The following is a 19,480-nucleotide window of genomic DNA, read 5'->3' on the forward strand; positions in this document are numbered from 1 at the left end:
ACGATGTCGATAAGGCACAAATTGCTGATCGCAATCCCCGTCGGCCTGTTGCTGACAGGGTTGTCGGCCTTTGCGATAGACAAGGCCGACCAGGCGTTTCCGCCGCCGCTTGAGGCAGCCGGCGTCGTGTCGCGTGAGGTGCTCGACGTCGACGGACAGTTGCTCAGGGCCTTTGCCACGCCTGACGGCCTGTGGCGGCTGAAGACGACTGTCGATGACGTCGATCCGCAATTCCTGCGGATGCTGGTCGCCTACGAGGACCAGCGGTTTCGCGAGCATGCCGGCATCGACATCCTGGCGCTCGGGCGCGCCGCGCTGCAGTTCGTCACCAATGGCCGCATCGTTTCCGGTGCCTCGACCCTTTCGATGCAGGTCGCGCGGCTGATCGAACCGCGAGAGCAGCGAAGCATCACCGCCAAGCTGCTGCAGATTGCCCGCGCGATCCAGATCGAGCACCGGCTGTCGAAGGACCAGATCCTTAACCTCTATCTGAGCCACGCGCCCTATGGCGGCAATCTCGAGGGCGTGCGCTCAGCCAGTCTTGCCTGGTTTGGCAAGGAGCCGAAACGTCTTTCGGTCGGTGAAGCGGCCCTCTTGGTGGCGCTGCCGCAATTGCCGGAAAAACGCCGGCCCGACAGAAACCATGTCGCCGCCGAAGCGGCGCGCCAGCGTGTCCTAACCCGGATGGCCGTCGCCGACGTGATCGGCGAAGGCGAAGCCGAGCGAGCGGCAATGACGGCCGTTCCCAACCGTCGCCTGCAATTGCCGGCCTATGCCGCGCATCTGGCCGAGATTGCATTGCGCAAGCAGCCGACGGCCGTACAACATCAGACGACGCTGCGCCGCAATGTCCAGCGTGGTCTCGAAGCGGTTGCGCGCGACGGCGCCGCCAAGTTGGGACCGAAGGTGTCTGTCGCCATGATCATGGCCGACGCGCGCACGGGCGAGATCATCGGCGAAGTCGGCTCCGCCGATTATTTCGATGCAAGCCGCTCCGGCTGGATCGACATGACGCGGATCAACCGCTCGCCGGGATCGACCCTCAAACCCTTCATCTACGGCCTCGCCTTCGAAGAGGGCCTGGTCAGCCAGGAAACCATCATCGAGGACCGCCCGGCCGATTTCTTCGGCTATCGCCCGCGCAATTTCGACATGAGCTACCAAGGCGACGTCAGCGTGCGCCAGGCGCTGCAATTGTCCTTGAACGTGCCCGCCATCCGCCTGCTCGACGTCGTCGGCCCTGCGCGGCTGATGGTGCGGTTCCGTCGCGCCGAGGTGAAGCCGGTGCTGCCGGCCGGCGAGGCTCCCGGCCTGGCGATCGGCCTCGGCGGGGTCGGGCTGACGCTGCGTGATCTCGTGCAGCTCTATGCGGGGCTCGCCAATCGCGGCTTCCCGGTGCGCCTCGGCGACGGCATCACCGGCACGGCGGGGCTGATCGACGGAGAGCCGCTGCTGTCTCCGGTTTCCGCCTGGCACGTCTCGGATGTGCTTTCCGCCGTCCTGCCGCCGGCAGGCAGCCGCCAGCGCGGCATCGCCTACAAGACCGGGACCAGCTACGGCTATCGCGACGCCTGGTCGGTTGGCTATGATGGCCGGTATGTTCTCGGTGTCTGGGTGGGGCGGCCGGACAATGGCGCAGTCCCAGGTCTGACCGGCTATGGTGCTGCCGCGCCAATTCTCTTTGAGGGATTTGCAAAATCCGGCCTGCCGATCACACCGCTCCCGGATGCGCCGTCGGGTGCTGTGCGCATCTCGCAGACGGAACTGCCGATCAGCCAGCGCCGCTTCTCGATGACCGCAAGCGGCCTCGTCAACGCCTCGGCGCGCGAGCCGGCTCCACAGATCGTCTTTCCGCCCGAGGGCGCCCGCGTCGAACTCGGCGTCGGCCTTGACACCATGTCGCCCCTGACGTTGAAGCTGCAAGGCGGCCGCGCCCCCTTTCGCTGGCTGGCCAATGGCAAGCCGTTGCCAGATCCTACCCGGCGACGAACCACACAGTGGCAACCCGATGGCGCCGGTTATTCCACCTTGACGGTCATCGACGCCGTCGGCCGGGCCGCGAGCGTCCGTGTCTTCATCGAATAGATCAGCGCCTCAATGGTCTGAAGTCTTGGGCAAGACGTCCGACAGGGCGGGGCATCGGGAGCCAGCGAGACATTGCGCTCCATCTCGTATGCGGCAGGCCAGCAGCGGTCACCGCCTCCCTTCCAGAACGACGGCAACCGGCGGTAGAATGCTCAAATTTGCGACCAGCACCGCGCAAGATTGACGAAATAGTAGCTCTATCAGGAGAGGTCGCAATCGCTGATTGCCGTTTGCGTCGCCACCTCGCGCCAACCTGTCTATGGTCGCGGACAACGACTGATATCAATGAAGGATTGCTTAAATGTCGAAGGCCATGACCGTTATCGTTGCCGACGACCATGCCATCGTGCGCGAAGGCTTGAAGATGCTGCTGTCTACGATGGCGGATGTATCCGTGGTTGCCGAGGCGGCTGACGGCGAAGCCGTGCTGGCCCTTGCCCGCAGCGAGCCGGCAGGCCTTCTGATCCTCGACCTCGGCATGCCGGGTGTTGCCGGCATCCAGTTCATTGCCGACATCAGGGAAATTGCACCCCGAATGAAGATCCTGGTGCTGACCGCCAATGTCGAGCCGCGGACGGTCCGCGCCGCCATCGAGGCCGGCGCCAACGGCTATCTCACCAAAAACGGCGACCCCGCCGAGCTTGCCGACGCCGTTGATGCGCTGCGCGCCAATGATATCTATCTCGCCCAGTCGATCCGCTTCGCCGTCAGCGATCCCGCACGACAGACACTGCCGTCGGCCACCGACGAGGCGCTTTCGCCCATTCCGCTCACCCGGCGAGAGATGCAGATCCTTTCCCTCGCCGCCCAGGGCCTGACGGCGCGCGAGAGCGCCGAGCGGCTTGGCATCAGCCCACTCACCGCACGCAAGCACCGCGAAAACCTGATGCGCAAGCTCAGCCTGCACAGCGCCGCCGAAATCGCGGCCTATGCGGTCCGCATCGGCCTGCCTATCGGCTGAGATCCGCATGGCGCAACTACTCCCGTTGGTCACGTTCGCTTAACCACCGCAATGTCAGCCCCAGGTTCATCCTGTCGAAATACGGCACCTGCCGTATGTCGCGCCGATACAACCAAGCGTAGTTCTCCGCCTGCTCGATTCCGAATGTGTCGGGGTCGGGTCGAATGCCGCATTGCCGCAAGGCCATGCGGCGAACCGGAGGAACTGCGATGCCATCGATTGATCACTGGATGTCCTTTGCGGTTGCCACCGCGATCTTCGCCTGCATGCCGGGGCCAGCCATTCTCTATATGACGGCACAAACGCTCGCGCATGGCCGCAGTGCCGGGTTCCTCGCAGCACTCGGCATTCACCTCGGTTGCTATGCCCATATCGCCGCTGCGACGCTGGGTCTTGCCGCCCTTCTCAGTCACGCCCCCTTTGCCTATGCGGCAATCAAACTTGCCGGCGCGGTCTATCTCATCTGGCTCGGCGGCACGATGCTGCTCGGCATCGGCAAACACGACGAGCACAAGACGGACGCCAAGCCGGGTGTGCTGCGCGACAGCATCCTCGTCGAAATTCTCAACCCCAAGACGGCGCTGTTCTTCGTGACGTTCCTGCCGCAATTCGTCGATCCGGCAGCGGCCATGCCAGTCACGCTGCAGTTCCTGATCTTCGGCATGCTCGTCAACCTGGCATTGTCTGCGGCGGATGTCGCGGCGGTGCTGCTCGCGTCGCTGACCCTTGGTCGTTTCACCGGCGGCCAGAGCCGTCTGGTGCCGCGGGCTTGCGGGTCGATCCTTATCGGTCTCGGCATGATGCTGGCGACGCAGTCGGTCTGACGGGCGCTCCCCAATTCCAATATGTCGGCGAGGCTCGTTCATCCCATCGCGCCCTTTCCTATCGCCCGTGTTTCGGCGATGATATCGGCACCTGGAAACGCAGCGGAATACTCGAAATCCTTCCGATGCCCATCGCCAAGGCGTGACGGGCGGCCCTGTGAGAGGAAGACGGTCGCATGCTTAGTCTTGCCGAGATTTCACAAGCAGCCGAGAGCCTCCACCGGGCCGAAGTCGATCGCAACCAGATCGGCCTCCTGTCGCTCAAGCACCCTGGTATGACCGTCGATGACGCCTATGCGGTGCAGTCGGCCTGGATCAGGCGCAAGCGTGACCTCGGTAGGCGCATCATCGGCTTCAAGATCGGTTTGACCTCGAAGGCGATGCAGCAGGCGCTCGGCATTGACACGCCGGATTCCGGCGTCCTGTTCGACGACATGCTTTTCGAGGATGGCGCAACCATTCCGGCCGACCGATTCATCCAGCCGCGGGTCGAGGCGGAAATCGCCTTCGTGATGAAGGCGCCGCTCAAAGGCCCGCGCGTCACCGTGTTGAACGTGCTCAATGCCACCGACTTCGTGATCCCAGCCCTTGAGATCCTCGACACCCGCATCCTCAGACGCGACCCAGAGACACAACAAGCCCGGGGGATCGCTGATACGATCGCGGACAATGCAGCGAATGCCGGTCTGATCCTCGGTGGCCGGCCGATGCGCGCGGACGCGGTCGACATGCGCTGGATGGGCGCGATCCTCTCGCGCAATGCCGAGGTTGAAGAAACCGGATTGGGCGCCGGCGTGCTCAACCATCCGGCCCATGGCATCGCCTGGCTCGCAAACCGGTTGGCACATTATGGCGATGCGATCGAACCCGGACAGATCGTTCTATCCGGTTCGTTCGTGCGGGCAGTCGAGGCGCGCAGCGGCGACACGTTCGTCGCCGATTTCGGCGCTCATGGTACGGTCAGTTGCCACTTTGCTGGCGTGACGCCTGACAACGCGGTACCAACACTCTAGCCGGCTTAACCTCGTGTGCTATTGCACCAAGATCGCCCGGAAATCATTGACATTCGTGCCCGTCGGCCCTGGCTTGAAGATATCGCCAAGCGCGTCGAAGGCGCTCCAGCTGTCGTTGCGCTGCAGGAACGCTGCCGCATCGAGCCGTTGCGCCACGAGCCGGGTGATGGTGGTGCCATCGGCAAAGGCGCCGGCATTGTCCTCGGAGCCGTCGATGCCGTCCGTGTCGGCCGCGAGCGCCGAAACGCCGCTTGCACCATCGATGCCGAGCGCCAGCGACAACAGGAATTCGCTGTTGCGTCCGCCCTTGCCGGCACCCTTTATCGTCACGGTCGTCTCGCCGCCGGAGAGAACCACAACCGGCTTGGCAAAGGGACGGCCGCGACCCGCGACCTCGCGGGCAATCGCGGCGTGCACACTGCCGACGTCGCGCGCCTCCCCCTCGATGGCATCCGACAGGATGATTGCCTCGATACCGGCTTCCCGCGCCTTGGCGGCCGCGGCTTCGAGCGAGACGGAAGCGGACGCGATCAGGCGTACTTCATTGTCGACGAAACGCCGATCGGACGGCAACGGCGCGTCGGCGGCCGGGTTGGCGAGCCATGCCCGCACCTTTTCGGGCAATTGCAGATCGTAACGCTCGACGATCTTCAAAGCGTCGGCACGATTGCTGGCATCGGGTAAGGTCGGGCCGGACGCGACCAGCGCCGGGTCGTCGCCGGGTATGTCGGAAACGACCAGCGAAACGACCTTCGCCGGGTAAGCGGCAGCGGCAAGCCGGCCACCCTTGATCATCGAGACATGCTTGCGCACCGCGTTCATGGCACTGATCGGCGCGCCGGAGGCGAGCAGCGCCCGGTTGACCGCGACCTCGTCCTCAAGCGAAAGCCCTGGAGGGGGGGCAGGCAGCAGGGCCGAGCCGCCACCGCAGACAAGGGCAACGACCAGATCGTCCTTTGTCAGCCCGCTGACCTCGGCAAGCAGGCGCTTCGAGGCCTGCAGCCCGCTTTCGTCCGGTAGGGGATGCGACGCCTCCAGAACCTCGATGCGCTCGCACGGGACCGCGTAGCCATAGCGGGTGACAACAACGCCAGAGAGCGGGCCGTGCCAGTGACGCTCGAAGGCCTGCGCCATCTGGGCAGCACCCTTGCCGGCGCCGACGACGACGGTGCGGCCTTTCGGCCTCGCCGGCAGGTTGGTGGCGATCACCAGCGCCGGATCGGCGGCGGCAACTGCGGATGTAAACAGCGTTTCCAGAAATCTGCGCGGATCGGCAATCGCTGCCATGTCTCTCCCCTTCATCTGATATTTCGGGCGGCGGCTCCTCCTTCCGCCGCCCGCAGGCACGATCGGCACGGCGGAATGCTCCGCCAGCCAATCATGCGCATGCCAAGCTTTCGTCCAAGCGTGTCAGGCGACCTGATGGTTTGCCATGCGCTCCAGCGCCCGCACCAGCCCGGAATGGTCGAGCCCGCTGTCGCCGTTGGCGGCGCAGTTGTTGAACAGTTCCTGGGTTGCGGCCGTGTTCGGCAGAGAGATGCCGAGGGACTTTGCGCCCTGCAGCGCCAGGTTCAGGTCCTTCTGGTGCAGCGAGATGCGGAAGCCCGGATCGAAGGTGCGCTTGATCATGCGATCGCCATGCACTTCGAGAATGCGCGAAGAGGCAAAACCGCCCATCAGCGCTTCGCGAACCCGCGCTGGATCTGCCCCGGCCTTCGACGCAAAGACCAGCGCTTCGGAAACCGCTTCGATCGTCAGCGCAACGATGATCTGGTTGGCGACCTTGGTCACTTGGCCGTCACCGCAATCGCCGACGAGTGTGATGTTCTTGCCCATCAGCTTGAACAGGGGCAGTGCCCGGTCGAAACTCTCCTGAGAACCACCGGCCATGATCGACAGCGATGCGTTCTTGGCGCCGACTTCGCCGCCGGAGACCGGCGCATCGACGTATTCGGCGCCGGTTTCGCGGACCTTCCTGGCGAATTCCTTGGTCTCGATCGGCGAAATCGAGCTCATGTCGATGACGAGCTTGCCTTCGGAAAGACCATAGGCGACGCCGTTCTCGCCGAAAAGAACATCCTTCACTTCGGGCGTATCCGGCAGCATCAGGATGATGGTGTCGACCGTTTCGGCAAGCGCCTTCGGCGTCTCGACGAATGTCAGGCCGTTGTCGATGAGTTCCTGTCGCGGCGGGATCGCGAATTTCGAAGTAATGATCGTGTGTCCGGCGTCCTGCAGATGGCGTGCCATCGGCGTGCCCATGATGCCCAGTCCAATAAAGCCGATCGTTGCCATTGTGCTTAACTCCTGATCTTGATGATGTCTGCGGATTGCGTGCGCTTGCGCTCGGCCCCAAGCCAGCCAAGGCCTTCGGCCGTCGTCGTGCGCGGCTTGTATTCACAGCCGATCCAGCCGTCGTAGCCTGCCTCTTCGAGCGCATCGAAGACGTAGGGATAGTTGATCTCGCCGGTCCCCGGCTCGTTACGGCCGGGGTTGTCGGCAAGCTGCACATGGGCGATACGGTCGGCAAAGCGCCTGTAGGTGCCGATGAGTTCGCCCTGCGTGCGCTGCTGGTGATAGAGGTCGTACTGGATGAACAGATTGTCGCTGCCGACTTCGTCGATGATCGAGGCGGCCTGCTCGACCGTGTTGAGATAGAACCCCGGAATATCGAAGTCGTTGATCGGTTCGATCAGCAGGCGAATGCCCTGCTTACCGAGTTCGCTTGCCGCAAGCCGGAGATTGGCAACGAGCGTGTTGCGCAGAACGTCTTCCGCGATACCCGCCGGCGCGATGCCGACCAGGCAGTTGACCTGTTTGCAATCGAGCGCAGTCGCGTAGTCGATGGCGCTCGCCACGCCCTTACGGAACTCGTCGATCCGGTCGGGCAGGATGGCAATGCCGCGCTCGCCGCCCGCCCAGTTGCCGGCCGGCAGGTTGTGCAGCACCTGTGTCAGGCCATAGCGCTGCAGCTCGCCGCGCAGGCTCACCTTCTCGAACTCGTAGGGGAAGAGATACTCGACGCCTTCGAAGCCGGCCTTGGCAGCCAGGGCAAAACGATCGAGGAACGGCGCCTCGGTAAACAGCATTGTCAGGTTCGCAGCGAACTTCGCCATGCGGTGTTTCCTCCTTATGATTGGTTTTAGTCGAGCAGCGCTTCGATCGCGGTCGGTGCGTCCTCACCGCGTGCCGCAAGTTCCTCGAACTCCACCACCGCATTGATGTCGACACCCATGGCGATGTTGGTGACGCGCTCGAGGATGAATTCGATGACGACGGGAACCTGGTGCTCGTCCATCAGGGCGCGTGCCCGGTCGAACGCGTCCTGGAACTCGTTGGGGCTGCGCACCCGGATCGCCTTGCAGCCGAGCCCTTCGGCAACCGCAACGTGGTCGACGCCATAACCCTTCTCCGCATCTTCAGACGCATTGATGTTGTCGAAGGCGAGGCTTACCTCGAAGTCCATGTTGAAGCCGCGCTGGGCCTGGCGGATAAGGCCGAGATAGGAGTTGTTCACGACCACATGCAGGTAGGGCAGCTTGTGCTGGGCGCCGACCGCCAGTTCCTCGATCATGAACTGGAAGTCGTAGTCGCCGGAGAGTGCCACGATTATGCGATCCGGATCGGCGGCGCGGACACCAAGAGCGGCGGGAAGTGTCCAGCCCAGCGGGCCGGCCTGGCCGCAATTGATCCAGTTGCGCGGCTTGTAGACGTGCAGGAACTGGGCGCCGGCGATCTGGCTGAGACCGATAGTCGACACATAGCAGGTGTCGCGGCCGAAGGCCTTGTTCATTTCCTCATAGACACGCTGGGGCTTGAGCGGTGTCTGGTCGAAATGGGTCTTGCGCAGCATGGTCCGCTTGCGTTCGCGGCATTCCTCCGCCCAGCCTGTCCAGTCTCGCAGCTTGCCGGCCGTCTTCCACTCGGTTGCGACGTCGAGGAAAAGCTTCAGCGCTGCACCCGCATCGGAGACGACGCCGAAATCAGGCGCGAAGACGCGACCGATCTGCGTCGGTTCGATGTCGACGTGGACGAACTTGCGACCCTCGGTATAGGTTGGGACATTGCCGGTGTGGCGGTTGGCCCAGCGATTGCCGACACCGAGCACGAAGTCGGAGGCGAGCATGTTGGCGTTGCCGTAGCGATGCGACGTCTGCAGGCCGCACATGCCGGCCATCAGCGGATGGTCATCGGGGATCGTGCCCCAGCCCATCAGCGTCGGGATAACAGGAATGCCGGTAATCTCGGCAAATTCAGTGAGCAGGTCCGAGGCGTCGGCGTTGATGATGCCGCCACCGGCGACGATCAACGGCCGTTCGGCCTCGTTCAGCATCGCGATCACCTTCTCCGCCTGGGCGCGCGTCGCCTTGGGCTTGTAGGGTTCCAGCGGTTCATACGTGTCGGGATCGAACTCGATCTCGGCCAGCTGAACGTCGACCGGAAGGTCGATCAGTACCGGGCCCGGACGGCCGGAGCGCATCAGGTGAAAAGCCTTCTGGAAGACGAAGGGCACCAGCGCCGGCTCCATGACGGTGACGGCCCATTTGGTGACCGGTGCCGCAATCTTGGCGATGTCGACCGCCTGGAAATCTTCCTTGTCGAGACGAGCGCGAGGCGCCTGGCCGGTGATGCAGAGGATCGGGATCGAGTCGGCCGATGCCGAGTAGAGGCCGGTGATCATGTCGGTGCCGGCAGGGCCGGATGTGCCGATGCAGACGCCGATATTGCCGTGCTTGGCGCGGGTATAACCTTCGGCCATGTGCGAGGCGCCCTCGACATGGCGGGCGAGGATATGGCGGACCGAGCCGCGCGCCTTCAGGGCGGAATACAATGGATTGATCGCCGCACCGGGTACGCCGAAGGCACAATCGATGCCCTCTTTTTCGAGAACGTAAACAGCCGCATCGACGGCACGCATCTTAGCCATGGGAACTCCTCCTATTTGATGAGACGATAACCCATTATCCACGACACACAACACATAAATGGAATTCATTTCCAGCATATGGAAATAAACATCTTCAAGAATTTCGAAACAATCGATCTCGGTCCTGCTAGAGGATGATGATCACGACTCGGGCGCTGGAGGATGAATGATGGACGCGACAGGCAAGGGAAAACGCGGTCGGAAGGCCGGCGAAAACGCGGCACCCGGCTCCGTGCAGGTGCTTGATCGCAGCCTGATGCTGCTCGCGATCGTCGCCGAAAACGATGGCTCGACCCTGACGCAGTTGTCGGATGTAACCGGCATGGCGCCATCGACCGTGCACCGGCTACTGACGTCGCTCGCCAACCACGGAATGGTGATGAACGATCCGGACACCGGCGCCTGGACCATCGGCCTCAAGGCCTTCGAGATCGGCAATGCCTATCTGCGTTTCCGCAAGCTCGGCACCATCAGTCGTCCGTTCCTGAAGCAGCTGATGGAAGAAAGCGGCGAGACTGCCAATATCGGTATCGAGGAAGGCGGAGACGTCGTCTTCATCTCGCAGGTGGAGAGCCATGCCCCGATGCGGGCGTTCTTCCGCCCCGGCCGGCGCGGGCCGATCCATGCATCGGGCATCGGCAAGGCGATCCTGTCGACCTGGGCGGACAAGGATGTGGCGCATCTGCTTGCCGGGCGCGAGCTTGCCCATTTCACCGACAAGACGCGCGACAGCTTGCCGGCGCTGCTGCAGGACATCCAGACCATCCGCCAGCGCGGCTGGTCTGTCGACGATGAGGAACACACGCTCGGCATGCGCTGCGTGGCCGCTCCGATCTTCAACGAGTATGGCGAGACGATTGCCGGGATCTCGATCTCAGGGCCGTCGGTCCGCGTCAACGACGACAGGCTGGCACTGCTCGGGCCGGTCGTGCGCGAGCGCGCCGACGCCCTGACCCGGGCGATGGGCGGCAAGCGGCCGGAAGATCTGTAACGAGGAAGACCTCTTTCCCTGTCGGAGAGGTCCTAATTGCCGACAAAACCAGAACTACGAGACTGAGTGCTCGCTAGGTTCTTCGTCATTCCTGTGCCTGTGACAGGAAGCTCCAGCAGTTCCGCAGGAACTGCGGGACCAGCACAGGTCCTTGGGCGGAAACGCCTTATGACCTGACGGAAGTCAGGTCGTTGGGTTCCGGCACAACGCCTGTCTGGGAGAAGTGCGCAAACTTCCCCCAGACAGGCGTTCAAGATTTGTCCGATTCAAGCTTTGGACGGCGGCCGCCGCAACGGCTCAGACCGTCTCGAGTGTCCGGCTACCTTCGGATTCTGCCGCAACGGCTTGGGCACTTGCGCGATTCCTCATCGGCTTGCCGGCGACATAGGTTTCCGCCACCGAGCGGTCATCCCCCATCGTCTGCAGAATGAAGAGTTCCTCGGCGAGCGTCTTCGCCACGCGCATGCGCAGCTCCATCGAGGGCTTGGCGCGACTGTCGAGCACGACGATATCGGCGTCGGCACCGACATGCAGCGAGCCGATGCGGTCATCGAGTTCGAGCGCCCGCGCGTTACCGAGGGTCATCATGTAGAAGGAATTGAGCGGCGAGAGCCGCTGGCCCTGCAGATGCAGAACTTTGTAGGCCTCATCCATCGTCTCCAGCATCGAGAAGCTGGTGCCGGCACCGACATCGGTTGCCACCGACCAGCGCGCGCCGAGCTTGTCGAACCGGTCGCGATCGAAGAGACCCGAGCCGAGGAACAGGTTCGATGTCGGACAGAAGGTGCCGACGGCACCGGTCTCGGCCAGAACCGAAATCTCGCGATCGCTCAGATAGATGCAGTGTCCGAGCAGCGTCTTGTGCGTCAAAAGGTCGTAGCGCGCATAGATGTCGGTATAGTCTTTCGCCTCCGGGTAGAGCGAGGTCGCGAACGCGATCTCGTCCTTGTTCTCCGAGAGATGCGTCTGGACGTAGCACTCGGGATGTTCGGCCACGAGCGCGCGGCTCATCTCCATCTGTTCCGGTGTCGAGGTGATGGCAAAACGCGGGCTGATGGCATAATGAGCACGGCCGCGGCCATGCCACTTGCCGATCAGGTACTTGGTCTCGTCGTAGCCGAGCTCAGGCGTATCGCGCAGCGCGTCGGGCGCGTTGCGATCCATCATCACCTTGCCGCCGATCATCAGCATGCCGCGTGCCTCAGCGGCGCCGAAGTAGGCATCGACGCTTTCCGGATGCACCGAGCAATAGGCCACAGCCGTGGTCGTGCCGTTAGACAAAAGCTCGTCCATGAACCGACCGGCAATGAACTGCGCATGCCCCGGCTCACGAAACTTCTGTTCCTCGACGAAGATGTAGGTGTTTAGCCATTCGAGCAGTTGCGCGCCGTAGGAGGCGATCGCCTGCGTCTGCGGGAAGTGCAGATGCGTGTCGATCAGACCCGGCAGCACCAGGTTCGGCCGGTGATCGGCGACCTTGACGGCGGGACCCGCACGGCGCGAAACGTCCGTATGCTCGCCGATATCGGCAACCTTGCCGCCACGCACCAGAACGGCACCATCTTCGAAGTAGCGATAGGAGGCTGTATCGTAGATGCCCTCAGGCTTTTCGACGAAGGTCAGCACGCGGCCGCGGATCAGCAAATCGGTCATTGAACCTTCTCTCCCTTTACGACCGTCTCATACCAGGCAACGAGGAGCTTGCGCTCCTCGTCGGATATGCCGGTGACATTGGCGGGTGGCATGGCGTGCGAGCGGCCGGCCTGAAGATAGATTTCGCGCGCGTGGTTGGCGATCTCGGTATCGGTCTCCAGCGTCACACCCTTAGGCGGCACGACGATGCCCTCCCAGCCGGGTTCCTTGGCATGGCACATGGAACAACGGCCAAGCACGGTGTCGCGGACCTTCGGAAAGGCTTCGGCGGTGACAAACGGCTGCTGTGCTGCCGAAACCTTCGCCTCCTCGTCGCCGCTCAGAATCTTCGGCACGGTCGACAGCCACATGATGACGATGAAGAGCAGCACCGTGGCAAGCCAAGTCCAGGTCGGGTTGCCCTTGTCGGCATGGCGGGTGTTGAAATAGTGGCGGATGGTCACGCCCATCAGGAACACCAGCGACGCGATGATCCAGTTGTACTGGGTACCGAACGCCAGGGGGTAATGGTTCGACAGCATCAGGAACAGAACGGGCAGCGTCAGGTAGTTGTTGTGGGTCGAGCGCTGCTTGGCGATGACGCCGTATTTCGCGTCGGGCGTGCGGCCGGCGATGAGGTCGGCAACGACGATCTTCTGGTTCGGAATGATGATGAAGAACACGTTGGCCGACATGATCGTCGCTGTGAAGGCGCCGAGATGCAGGAAGGCGGCGCGGCCGGTGAAGAGCTGCGTATAGCCCCAGGCCATGCCGACCAGGATGAAATACAGAAGCACCATCAGCTTGGTGTTGTCGCGACCGGCTGGCGACTTGCAGATCGTGTCGTAGGCGAGCCAGCCGAAGCCGATCGATGCCAGCGAAATGGCGATCGCCGTTGTCTTCGAGACGTCGAGCACGTTGGGGTCGATCAGGTAGAGGTCCGCACCAGCGTAATAGACCATGCACAGCATGCCGAAGCCGGAAAGCCAGGTGACGTAGGATTCCCATTTGAACCAGATGAGGTGCTCGGGCATATTTGCCGGCGCCACCAGATATTTCTGGATATGGTAGAAGCCGCCGCCGTGAACCTGCCATTCCTCGCCATAGGCACCGACCGGCAGGTCGGGTCTCTTCTTCAGGCCAAGGTCGAGCGCGACGAAATAAAACGACGAACCGATCCACGCGATACCGGTGATGACGTGCAGCCATCTCATGGCAAAGGTCAGCCAATCCCAGGCTATGGCATACTCGTACATGCAATTCTCCCATTTCTCCGTGCGGCATTATGTGTCATTGCTGGAGGTCGGGGGAACGTCGCTGCGTCACCAACACTTTCAAAAAAATCTATATAATCGCGACGGAATGGATGCGTTACATAACGCCCGGAGGAGAGATCGGGAGGCATGTCATATCTGGACAATGTGCGCGTATTCGTACGCGTCGTAGAACTTGGAACCCTGTCGGCGGCTGGTCGCGACCAGCGCGTCACGCCAGCGGTTGCGAGCAATAGAATCAAGGAGTTGGAGCGCCACATGGGCGTTCGGCTGTTCAATCGGACGACGCGCAAGCTGACGCCGACGGAGCACGGCCGCGTCTTTTACGACGGTGCGGTCAAGATCCTCGAGGCGGTCAACGAGGCGGAAAATGCCATCGCGGACCTGTCGCACAATCCGAAGGGCGCGCTGAAGATTACCGCTCCATTGGGGATAGGTCGAAGGCTGATCGCTTCGGGTATTCCGGAGTTTCACGACAAGTATCCTGATATTGAGGTGCGGCTCAGGCTCTCCGACCACAACGTCGACATCTTGTCGGAAGGCGTCGATGTCGCCTTCAAGCTCGGCATCCTCGAAGATTCAAACCTGCGCATGCGCGGCATCATGAACTGCGAGCGGGTCGTGTGCGGTGCACCCGCTTATTTCGAGAAGCGCGGCCTGCCGCAAACGCCCGACGAGTTGATTGCCAACAAGCATGACTGTCTGCTTTTGCGCTATCCCGGCTCCAAGGAATATTTCTGGACGCTGCAGACGCCAGAGGGCGTCAAAAAGCTCGAAGTGACGGGACCCTACGATTCCGATGACGGCGACGTGCTGACCCAATGGGCGCTCGACGGGCGCGGCATTATCAACAAGCCGCTGTTCGAAGTGAAGAGCCACATCAACGCCGGCGAACTGGTGCCGATCCTGGCGTCAACGCCGCCGCTCGGCGTGCAACTGGCGGCGATCTATCCCCACAAACGTTTCCAGGACCCGAAAGTGCGGCTGATGATCGACTATATGGCAGAGCGCTGTCAGCGGCTCATCGGCAAGATGCTCGCCTGACGCCCAGGCGAGCTCAAACAACGCTCTCCGCATAACTACGGCACAAGCACGATCTTGCCGATCGTGCTTCGCGCTTCCATGGCGCGATGCGCCTCGGCCGCCTGCGCCAGCGGAAACCGGCCGCCCACATGAACCTTCAACCGCCCATCTTCTATGCGACGGAACAGATGGCCGAGATCCGCCTTCAGGGACGAAGGTGTGAGCAGCGGCAGCAGCGCGAAACCGCGCAGGGATTGGTTGTCCGCCGCCATTTTCTCGACGTCGGCCGCGTCTAATTCGAAGCGGCCCATCGCCCCAAAGACGAGCTCGCCGCCGGGAGAAAGCACGCCAAGCGCAGATTTGGTGAAGTCACCACCGACGAAGTCGTAGATCGTCTCGATCGAGTTGCCCGCCAGATGCCGCCCGAGTGTCTCCCGCCAGTCTGATATCCGGTAATCGATCGCAAGGTCCGCGCCAAGCGAGCGCGCGAACGCGACCTTCTCGCTGCCACCCGCAAGCGCGATCACCGTCTTGGCACCCGCCTCCCTTGCAAGCTGAAGGAGCAGCGAGCCGACGCCACCGGCCGCAGCAGTTACCAGCACGGTCTTGCCCGCGGGATTGCTCTGCCGAAGAAGATGACGCGCCGTCAGTCCCTGGATCATCAGCGCCGTCGCCACTTCGAACGAAACGTCGTCGGGGAGCGGCACGAGAGCGTCCGCATCGATCGCGACATACTCTGCGCAACCACCCGAGCCGCGACCAAAGGCAAACATTGGTACGGCGACGCGGGTGCCGACCGCTGCCGATTCCACACCTTCGCCCAGCGCCTCGATAACGCCTGCCACCTCGACGCCCGGAACCATCGGCACATCAGGCGTGACAGCATATCGATCCTGCCGCATCAGCACTTCGAAGAAATTGAGCCCGATAGCGCCGACCCGCACCAGCACTTCACCGCGCGCAGGCACCGGCTTCGGTATATTGAGCAGCTCTAGGACTTCAGGGCTTCCGAAGGAGCGGTATTCAATAGCTTTCATGAATCTCGACCTGATTTGATTGGCGTTGATCCGTAGCTAGCCCTACTCTCCAATTTGGCTCTACACACTCTTTCGTTCCATACTGACCTGTTGGTAACCATGGCCGAGATCTTTAAGCGACTGCCGTCACTGCCATCCGAGCGTGCGCTCAAGGTGATCTCCGGGCGATGGAAGGCGGTGATCCTTTATCACCTGTTCGACGGTCCGAGACGGCTTTCGGAACTGCGACGGCTCGTCCCGGCCGTGAGCCAGAAAGTGCTGATCCAGCAGCTTCGCGAGATGGAGGAGCACGGCCTCGTCCATCGCGAGATCTTTCGCGAAGTGCCGCCGAGGGTGGAGTATTCGGCAACGGCGCTGGGCCAAAGCCTCGAGCCGGTTCTGCTCGCTCTATGCGAATGGGGGCAGCGCCATGCCGAGGAGTTGGGCGAAGTCGATCAGGTCGGCGATTGCATCATCCGGCCGCGCCAAGGCGCCTGATGTCAGGCGCCGACGTGCTTGCCCCGCTTGGTCGACACGACGGCCGGTGTTTCCCAATTATGGTTGAGAGCAGCGGTCATGATCTCGGCGGCGGCCAGCGCCGCGATCACGGTGGGCCTCTTGTCCTTTACCGCCGTGCCGCCAATCGGGCAGACGAGCCGGTCGAACAGATCCGGCCGACCGATTTCCCGAGACAGCCAGCTTTTGAACGTGGAACGCTTGGTCTTCGAACCGATCATGCCGACATAGGAGGCGTCGTCGCGCCGGAGCGCCTCGGCCGCGATCAGGAAGTCGAGCGCATGGTCGTGGGTAAGGATGACGAAGGCGCTGCCGCGCGGCGCATCGCGGACCACCGCCTCGGGCATCGCCGTCAGGCAGGTCTCGATGCCATGGATGCCTGCGGCCTCGAGCTCATCTTCTCGCGTGTCTACGAGGATGGTGCGCACCGGCACGAGCGACAGGGCCATCGCCAAGGCGTCGCCGACATGGCCGGCGCCGAAGACGTAGACATGGGGTCGGCTGGCAATCTCCAGATCGCTGCGTTCAATAAGCATGGCGGCTTTCTCCCGGTCGATGCGCGTGAAGGCGAGCGCGACACGCCCGCCGCAACACTGGCCGATCTCGGGGCCGAGCAGGATCGTCATCGTGTCGGCGCGGTCGCCGCGCTTCAGCGCCCGCCGGCCGTGATCGATCGCCATATACTCGAGCTGGCCGCCGCCGATGGTGCCGAAAAGACCGTCCGGCGCCACCAGCATCCAGGCGTCGGTGTCGCGCGGCGTCGAGCCGGCAGCCCCCGTCACCTCGACCAGCACGCAGTCCGGCTCGCGGCGCAGAAAGTCCCGGATATCCTCTCGGCTCGCAACCATCGTCATCAGTCCTTACGCCACGTCCCCTTGCCTTGCGGCAGCGCGAAGTCGCTCGATCGCCATCAGCACCCGCTCCGGCGTCGCCGGCGCGTCGATGCTCGGAGCAATACGATACTCCGCAACGCTCGCGGCTGCCATCGACAAGGCCTCCAGAACCGAAATGCCCAGCATGAACGGCGGTTCCCCGACGGCCTTCGACCGGCGGATCGTCTCCTCGCGATTGACAGACCATTCCGCCAACCGGACGTTGAACACACGCGGACGATCGGAGGCAAGCGGGATCTTGTAGGTCGACGGAGCATGCGTGCGCAGCCGTCCCTTGGCATCCCACCACAATTCCTCGGTGGTCAGCCACCCCATGCCCTGGACGAAAGCACCTTCCACCTGCCCCAAGTCCAATGCCGGGTTCAGCGACCGGCCGACATCGTGCAGGATATCGGTGCGATCGACCTGGTATTCGCCGGTCAGCGTGTCGACGCTGACTTCGGAGCAGGACGCGCCATAGGCGTAGTAGAAGAACGGCCGTCCGCGCCCCTCTGAACGATCCCAGTGGATCTTCGGCGTCTTGTAGAAGCCGGCGGCAGACAGCTGGATGCGGGCGCCATAGGCGAGCTTGATGAACTCGCCGAAGGGTAACCGTTCCGCGCCGATGCGCACCGTGTTCGGCTCGAAAGCAACATCGGATTCCGCAACGTTCCAGCGTTCGGCAGCAAAACGCACCAGCCGCGCCTTGATCTGCTGCGCCCCATTGGCGGCGGCCATGCCGTTGAGATCCGCGCCTGAAGATGCAGCCGTCGCCGACGTGTTCGGCACCTTCGCAGTTGTCGTCGCCGTGACCTTGATCCGGTCGAGATCGACCTGGAACTCGTCGGCCACCACCTGGGCGATCTTGGTGTAGAGACCCTGCCCCATCTCGGTGCCACCGTGGTTGAGGTGGATCGACCCGTCAGCATAGACATGCACCAGGGCGCCCGCCTGATTGTACTCTGTCTTGGTGAAGGAGATGCCGAATTTGACCGGCGTGAGAGCAATGCCGCGCTTGATGACGTGGTTTTCACGGTTGAAGGCGATCACGGCCTTTCGACGCGCGGCGTAATCGGCCGACGTTTCCAGCTCTTCGATGATGCGCCCGATGATGTTGTCTTCGACCGTCTGGTGATAGGGCGTGAGATTGCGGCCTTCGCCACCATAGAAGTTGAGCTTGCGGATCTCGAGCGGATCCTTGCCGACGGCATAGGCCACGTCCTCGATCATGCGTTCGCCACCGACCATGCCCTGAGGGCCGCCGAAGCCACGAAACGCGGTGTTGGACACGGTATTGGTCTTCAGCGGCTTCGAGCGCAGGCGCACGTTCGGATAGAAGTAGCAGTTGTCGGCATGAAACAGCGCACGGTCGGTCACCGGACCGGAGAGGTCGGCGGAGAAGCCACAGCGCGCGGCAAACACCGTATCGACCGCTTCGATGCGACCTTCGTCGTCGAAACCGACCTTGTAGTCGACATGGAAATCGTGGCGCTTGCCGGTCGCCGACATGTCGTCGTCCCGGTCGGGCCGCACCTTGACGGCGCAGCGGTATTTCTTGGCGGCCAGCGCCGCCACGGCTGCGAAGATGTTGGCCTGTGTTTCCTTGCCGCCGAAGCCACCGCCCATGCGGCGCACGTTCACGGTGACGGCGTTCGACGGCACGCCGAGCACCGTTGCCACCATGTGCTGGGTTTCGCTCGGATGCTGGGTCGAGGAATAGACCAGGACCTCGTCGTCTTCGCCTGGAATGGCAAAGGAAATCTGGCCTTCAAGGTAAAAGTGGTCTTGGCCGCCGATGCGCATCTCGCCCTTGACGACGTTCTTCGCCTTGGCAAAACCAGCTTCGATGTCGCCGCGCTCCAGCTTCAGGGGATCGATGACCAGAGGGTAGTTCGCGGCCGCCGCTTCCAGCACGTCGGTCACATGCGGCAGATCGCGATACTCGACCTTGACCTTGGCGGCGGCCCGCCGTGCCGCTTCACGCGACGTGGCGATGACGGCGAAGATCGGCTGGCCGTGGAATTCGACCTTGCCGGTCGCAAACACCGGATCGTCGTGCTTGTGGGCCGGGCTGATATCGTTTTCGCCCGGAATATCGTCGGCAGTCAGTATGCCGATGACACCTTCGGTAGCACTGACCGCCTCGAAATCAATCGACAGAATATCGGCATGGGCGCGTTGCGACAGACCGAGATAGCCGTGCAGCGTGCCTGATGGTTCGGGGATATCGTCGATATATTCGGCGGTTCCCGACACGTGCTTGTGGCCGGATTCGTGTTTCTCGTTTTCGTGGACGCCACCGCGGATGCGGTCGATGGGCTGCATCACATTCATGGGTCTCACCTC

General features: G+C 62.7%; 16 protein-coding genes. 7 read left to right on the top strand and 9 right to left on the bottom strand.

The features are described 5' to 3' along the window. Positions 1-3 precede the first annotated feature (3 nt). From pbpC to hpaH, 4 genes are all read left to right on the top strand, one after another. Complete coding sequence (gene pbpC / locus HT585_RS26545) at positions 4-2,085, top strand: penicillin-binding protein 1C (RefSeq protein ID WP_176355797.1); 2,082 nt, start codon at positions 4-6, stop codon at positions 2,083-2,085. A gap of 301 nt (positions 2,086-2,386) precedes the next feature. Then, entirely contained in the window at positions 2,387-3,046 is a 660-nt protein-coding gene (locus tag HT585_RS26550) for a response regulator (protein WP_176355798.1), read from the top strand. 209 nt (positions 3,047-3,255) lie between these two features. Beyond that, complete coding sequence (locus HT585_RS26555) at positions 3,256-3,870, top strand: LysE family translocator (protein WP_176355799.1); 615 nt, start codon at positions 3,256-3,258, stop codon at positions 3,868-3,870. Positions 3,871-4,046: 176 nt separating this feature from the next. Further along, positions 4,047-4,883, top strand: a complete 837-nt coding sequence (gene hpaH, locus HT585_RS26560; protein ID WP_176355800.1) for a 2-oxo-hept-4-ene-1,7-dioate hydratase — start codon at positions 4,047-4,049, stop codon at positions 4,881-4,883. A gap of 18 nt (positions 4,884-4,901) precedes the next feature. On the opposite strand, the gene HT585_RS26565 is transcribed toward hpaH, so the two are convergent. From HT585_RS26565 to gcl, 4 genes are all read right to left on the bottom strand, one after another. Then, entirely contained in the window at positions 4,902-6,170 is a 1,269-nt protein-coding gene (locus HT585_RS26565; RefSeq protein ID WP_176355801.1) for a glycerate kinase type-2 family protein, read from the bottom strand. 123 nt (positions 6,171-6,293) lie between these two features. Continuing rightward, positions 6,294-7,178, bottom strand: coding sequence for a 2-hydroxy-3-oxopropionate reductase (locus HT585_RS26570; RefSeq protein ID WP_176355802.1), 885 nt, complete (start codon positions 7,176-7,178; stop codon positions 6,294-6,296). A 5-nt stretch (positions 7,179-7,183) separates the two neighbouring features. Then, positions 7,184-7,999 carry a hydroxypyruvate isomerase gene (hyi, locus tag HT585_RS26575; RefSeq protein ID WP_176355803.1) on the bottom strand — a complete coding sequence of 272 codons (816 nt, stop codon included), beginning with the start codon at positions 7,997-7,999 and terminating at the stop codon, positions 7,184-7,186. A gap of 26 nt (positions 8,000-8,025) precedes the next feature. After that, the gene (gene gcl / locus HT585_RS26580; protein ID WP_176355804.1) at positions 8,026-9,810 is read right to left on the bottom strand and encodes a glyoxylate carboligase; all 1,785 of its coding nucleotides are present in this window, start codon (positions 9,808-9,810) and stop codon (positions 8,026-8,028) included. Between the two features lie 169 nt (positions 9,811-9,979). Here gcl and HT585_RS26585 point away from each other — a divergent pair, with 169 nt between their 5' ends. Continuing rightward, positions 9,980-10,801, top strand: coding sequence for an IclR family transcriptional regulator (locus tag HT585_RS26585; RefSeq protein WP_176355911.1), 822 nt, complete (start codon positions 9,980-9,982; stop codon positions 10,799-10,801). Positions 10,802-11,098: 297 nt separating this feature from the next. Here the strand turns inward: HT585_RS26585 and guaD are convergent, their stop codons facing one another. Both guaD and HT585_RS26595 read right to left on the bottom strand, forming a co-directional pair. Beyond that, entirely contained in the window at positions 11,099-12,454 is a 1,356-nt protein-coding gene (guaD, locus tag HT585_RS26590) for a guanine deaminase (protein WP_176355805.1), read from the bottom strand. Continuing rightward, a complete protein-coding gene (locus HT585_RS26595) occupies positions 12,451-13,689 on the bottom strand; it encodes a urate hydroxylase PuuD (RefSeq protein ID WP_176355806.1) in 1,239 nt (412 codons plus the stop codon). The genes guaD and HT585_RS26595 overlap by 4 nt, the downstream gene beginning before the upstream one ends. 147 nt (positions 13,690-13,836) lie before the next feature. On the opposite strand from HT585_RS26595, the gene HT585_RS26600 reads away from it, so the two are divergent. Continuing rightward, positions 13,837-14,751: a LysR family transcriptional regulator gene (locus HT585_RS26600; protein WP_176355807.1), complete on the top strand. Its 915-nt coding sequence runs from the start codon at positions 13,837-13,839 to the stop codon at positions 14,749-14,751. Positions 14,752-14,786: 35 nt separating this feature from the next. Here the strand turns inward: HT585_RS26600 and HT585_RS26605 are convergent, their stop codons facing one another. Continuing rightward, positions 14,787-15,767 (bottom strand): quinone oxidoreductase family protein, encoded by a 981-nt coding sequence (locus HT585_RS26605; RefSeq protein ID WP_176355808.1) that lies wholly within the window; start codon positions 15,765-15,767, stop codon positions 14,787-14,789. A 99-nt stretch (positions 15,768-15,866) separates the two neighbouring features. Here HT585_RS26605 and HT585_RS26610 point away from each other — a divergent pair, with 99 nt between their 5' ends. Then, entirely contained in the window at positions 15,867-16,244 is a 378-nt protein-coding gene (locus tag HT585_RS26610; RefSeq protein WP_176355809.1) for a winged helix-turn-helix transcriptional regulator, read from the top strand. Between the two features lie 2 nt (positions 16,245-16,246). Here the strand turns inward: HT585_RS26610 and xdhC are convergent, their stop codons facing one another. Both xdhC and xdhB read right to left on the bottom strand, forming a co-directional pair. After that, entirely contained in the window at positions 16,247-17,110 is an 864-nt protein-coding gene (gene xdhC / locus HT585_RS26615) for a xanthine dehydrogenase accessory protein XdhC (RefSeq protein ID WP_176355810.1), read from the bottom strand. Between the two features lie 12 nt (positions 17,111-17,122). After that, positions 17,123-19,468: a xanthine dehydrogenase molybdopterin binding subunit gene (gene xdhB, locus HT585_RS26620; RefSeq protein ID WP_176355811.1), complete on the bottom strand. Its 2,346-nt coding sequence runs from the start codon at positions 19,466-19,468 to the stop codon at positions 17,123-17,125. Positions 19,469-19,480: the final 12 nt, after the last annotated feature.

It is taken from the genome of Ensifer oleiphilus (assembly GCF_013371465.1).
In the GTDB taxonomy this organism is placed as follows: Bacteria; Pseudomonadota; Alphaproteobacteria; order Rhizobiales; family Rhizobiaceae; genus Ensifer; species Ensifer oleiphilus.

Excerpts from the sequence above, each read along its gene's own strand:
- pbpC (WP_176355797.1), top strand. The coding sequence starts at position 4 with ATGTCGATAAGGCACAAATTGCTGATCGCAATCCCCGTCGGCCTGTTG.
- HT585_RS26550 (WP_176355798.1), top strand. The coding sequence starts at position 2,387 with ATGTCGAAGGCCATGACCGTTATCGTTGCCGACGACCATGCCATCGTG.
- HT585_RS26555 (WP_176355799.1), top strand. The coding sequence starts at position 3,256 with ATGCCATCGATTGATCACTGGATGTCCTTTGCGGTTGCCACCGCGATC.
- hpaH (WP_176355800.1), top strand. The coding sequence starts at position 4,047 with ATGCTTAGTCTTGCCGAGATTTCACAAGCAGCCGAGAGCCTCCACCGG.
- HT585_RS26565 (WP_176355801.1), bottom strand. The coding sequence starts at position 6,170 with ATGGCAGCGATTGCCGATCCGCGCAGATTTCTGGAAACGCTGTTTACA.
- HT585_RS26570 (WP_176355802.1), bottom strand. The coding sequence starts at position 7,178 with ATGGCAACGATCGGCTTTATTGGACTGGGCATCATGGGCACGCCGATG.
- hyi (WP_176355803.1), bottom strand. The coding sequence starts at position 7,999 with ATGGCGAAGTTCGCTGCGAACCTGACAATGCTGTTTACCGAGGCGCCG.
- gcl (WP_176355804.1), bottom strand. The coding sequence starts at position 9,810 with ATGGCTAAGATGCGTGCCGTCGATGCGGCTGTTTACGTTCTCGAAAAA.
- HT585_RS26585 (WP_176355911.1), top strand. The coding sequence starts at position 9,980 with ATGGACGCGACAGGCAAGGGAAAACGCGGTCGGAAGGCCGGCGAAAAC.
- guaD (WP_176355805.1), bottom strand. The coding sequence starts at position 12,454 with ATGACCGATTTGCTGATCCGCGGCCGCGTGCTGACCTTCGTCGAAAAG.
- HT585_RS26595 (WP_176355806.1), bottom strand. The coding sequence starts at position 13,689 with ATGTACGAGTATGCCATAGCCTGGGATTGGCTGACCTTTGCCATGAGA.
- HT585_RS26600 (WP_176355807.1), top strand. The coding sequence starts at position 13,837 with ATGTCATATCTGGACAATGTGCGCGTATTCGTACGCGTCGTAGAACTT.
- HT585_RS26605 (WP_176355808.1), bottom strand. The coding sequence starts at position 15,767 with ATGAAAGCTATTGAATACCGCTCCTTCGGAAGCCCTGAAGTCCTAGAG.
- HT585_RS26610 (WP_176355809.1), top strand. The coding sequence starts at position 15,867 with ATGGCCGAGATCTTTAAGCGACTGCCGTCACTGCCATCCGAGCGTGCG.
- xdhC (WP_176355810.1), bottom strand. The coding sequence starts at position 17,110 with ATGGTTGCGAGCCGAGAGGATATCCGGGACTTTCTGCGCCGCGAGCCG.
- xdhB (WP_176355811.1), bottom strand. The coding sequence starts at position 19,468 with ATGAATGTGATGCAGCCCATCGACCGCATCCGCGGTGGCGTCCACGAA.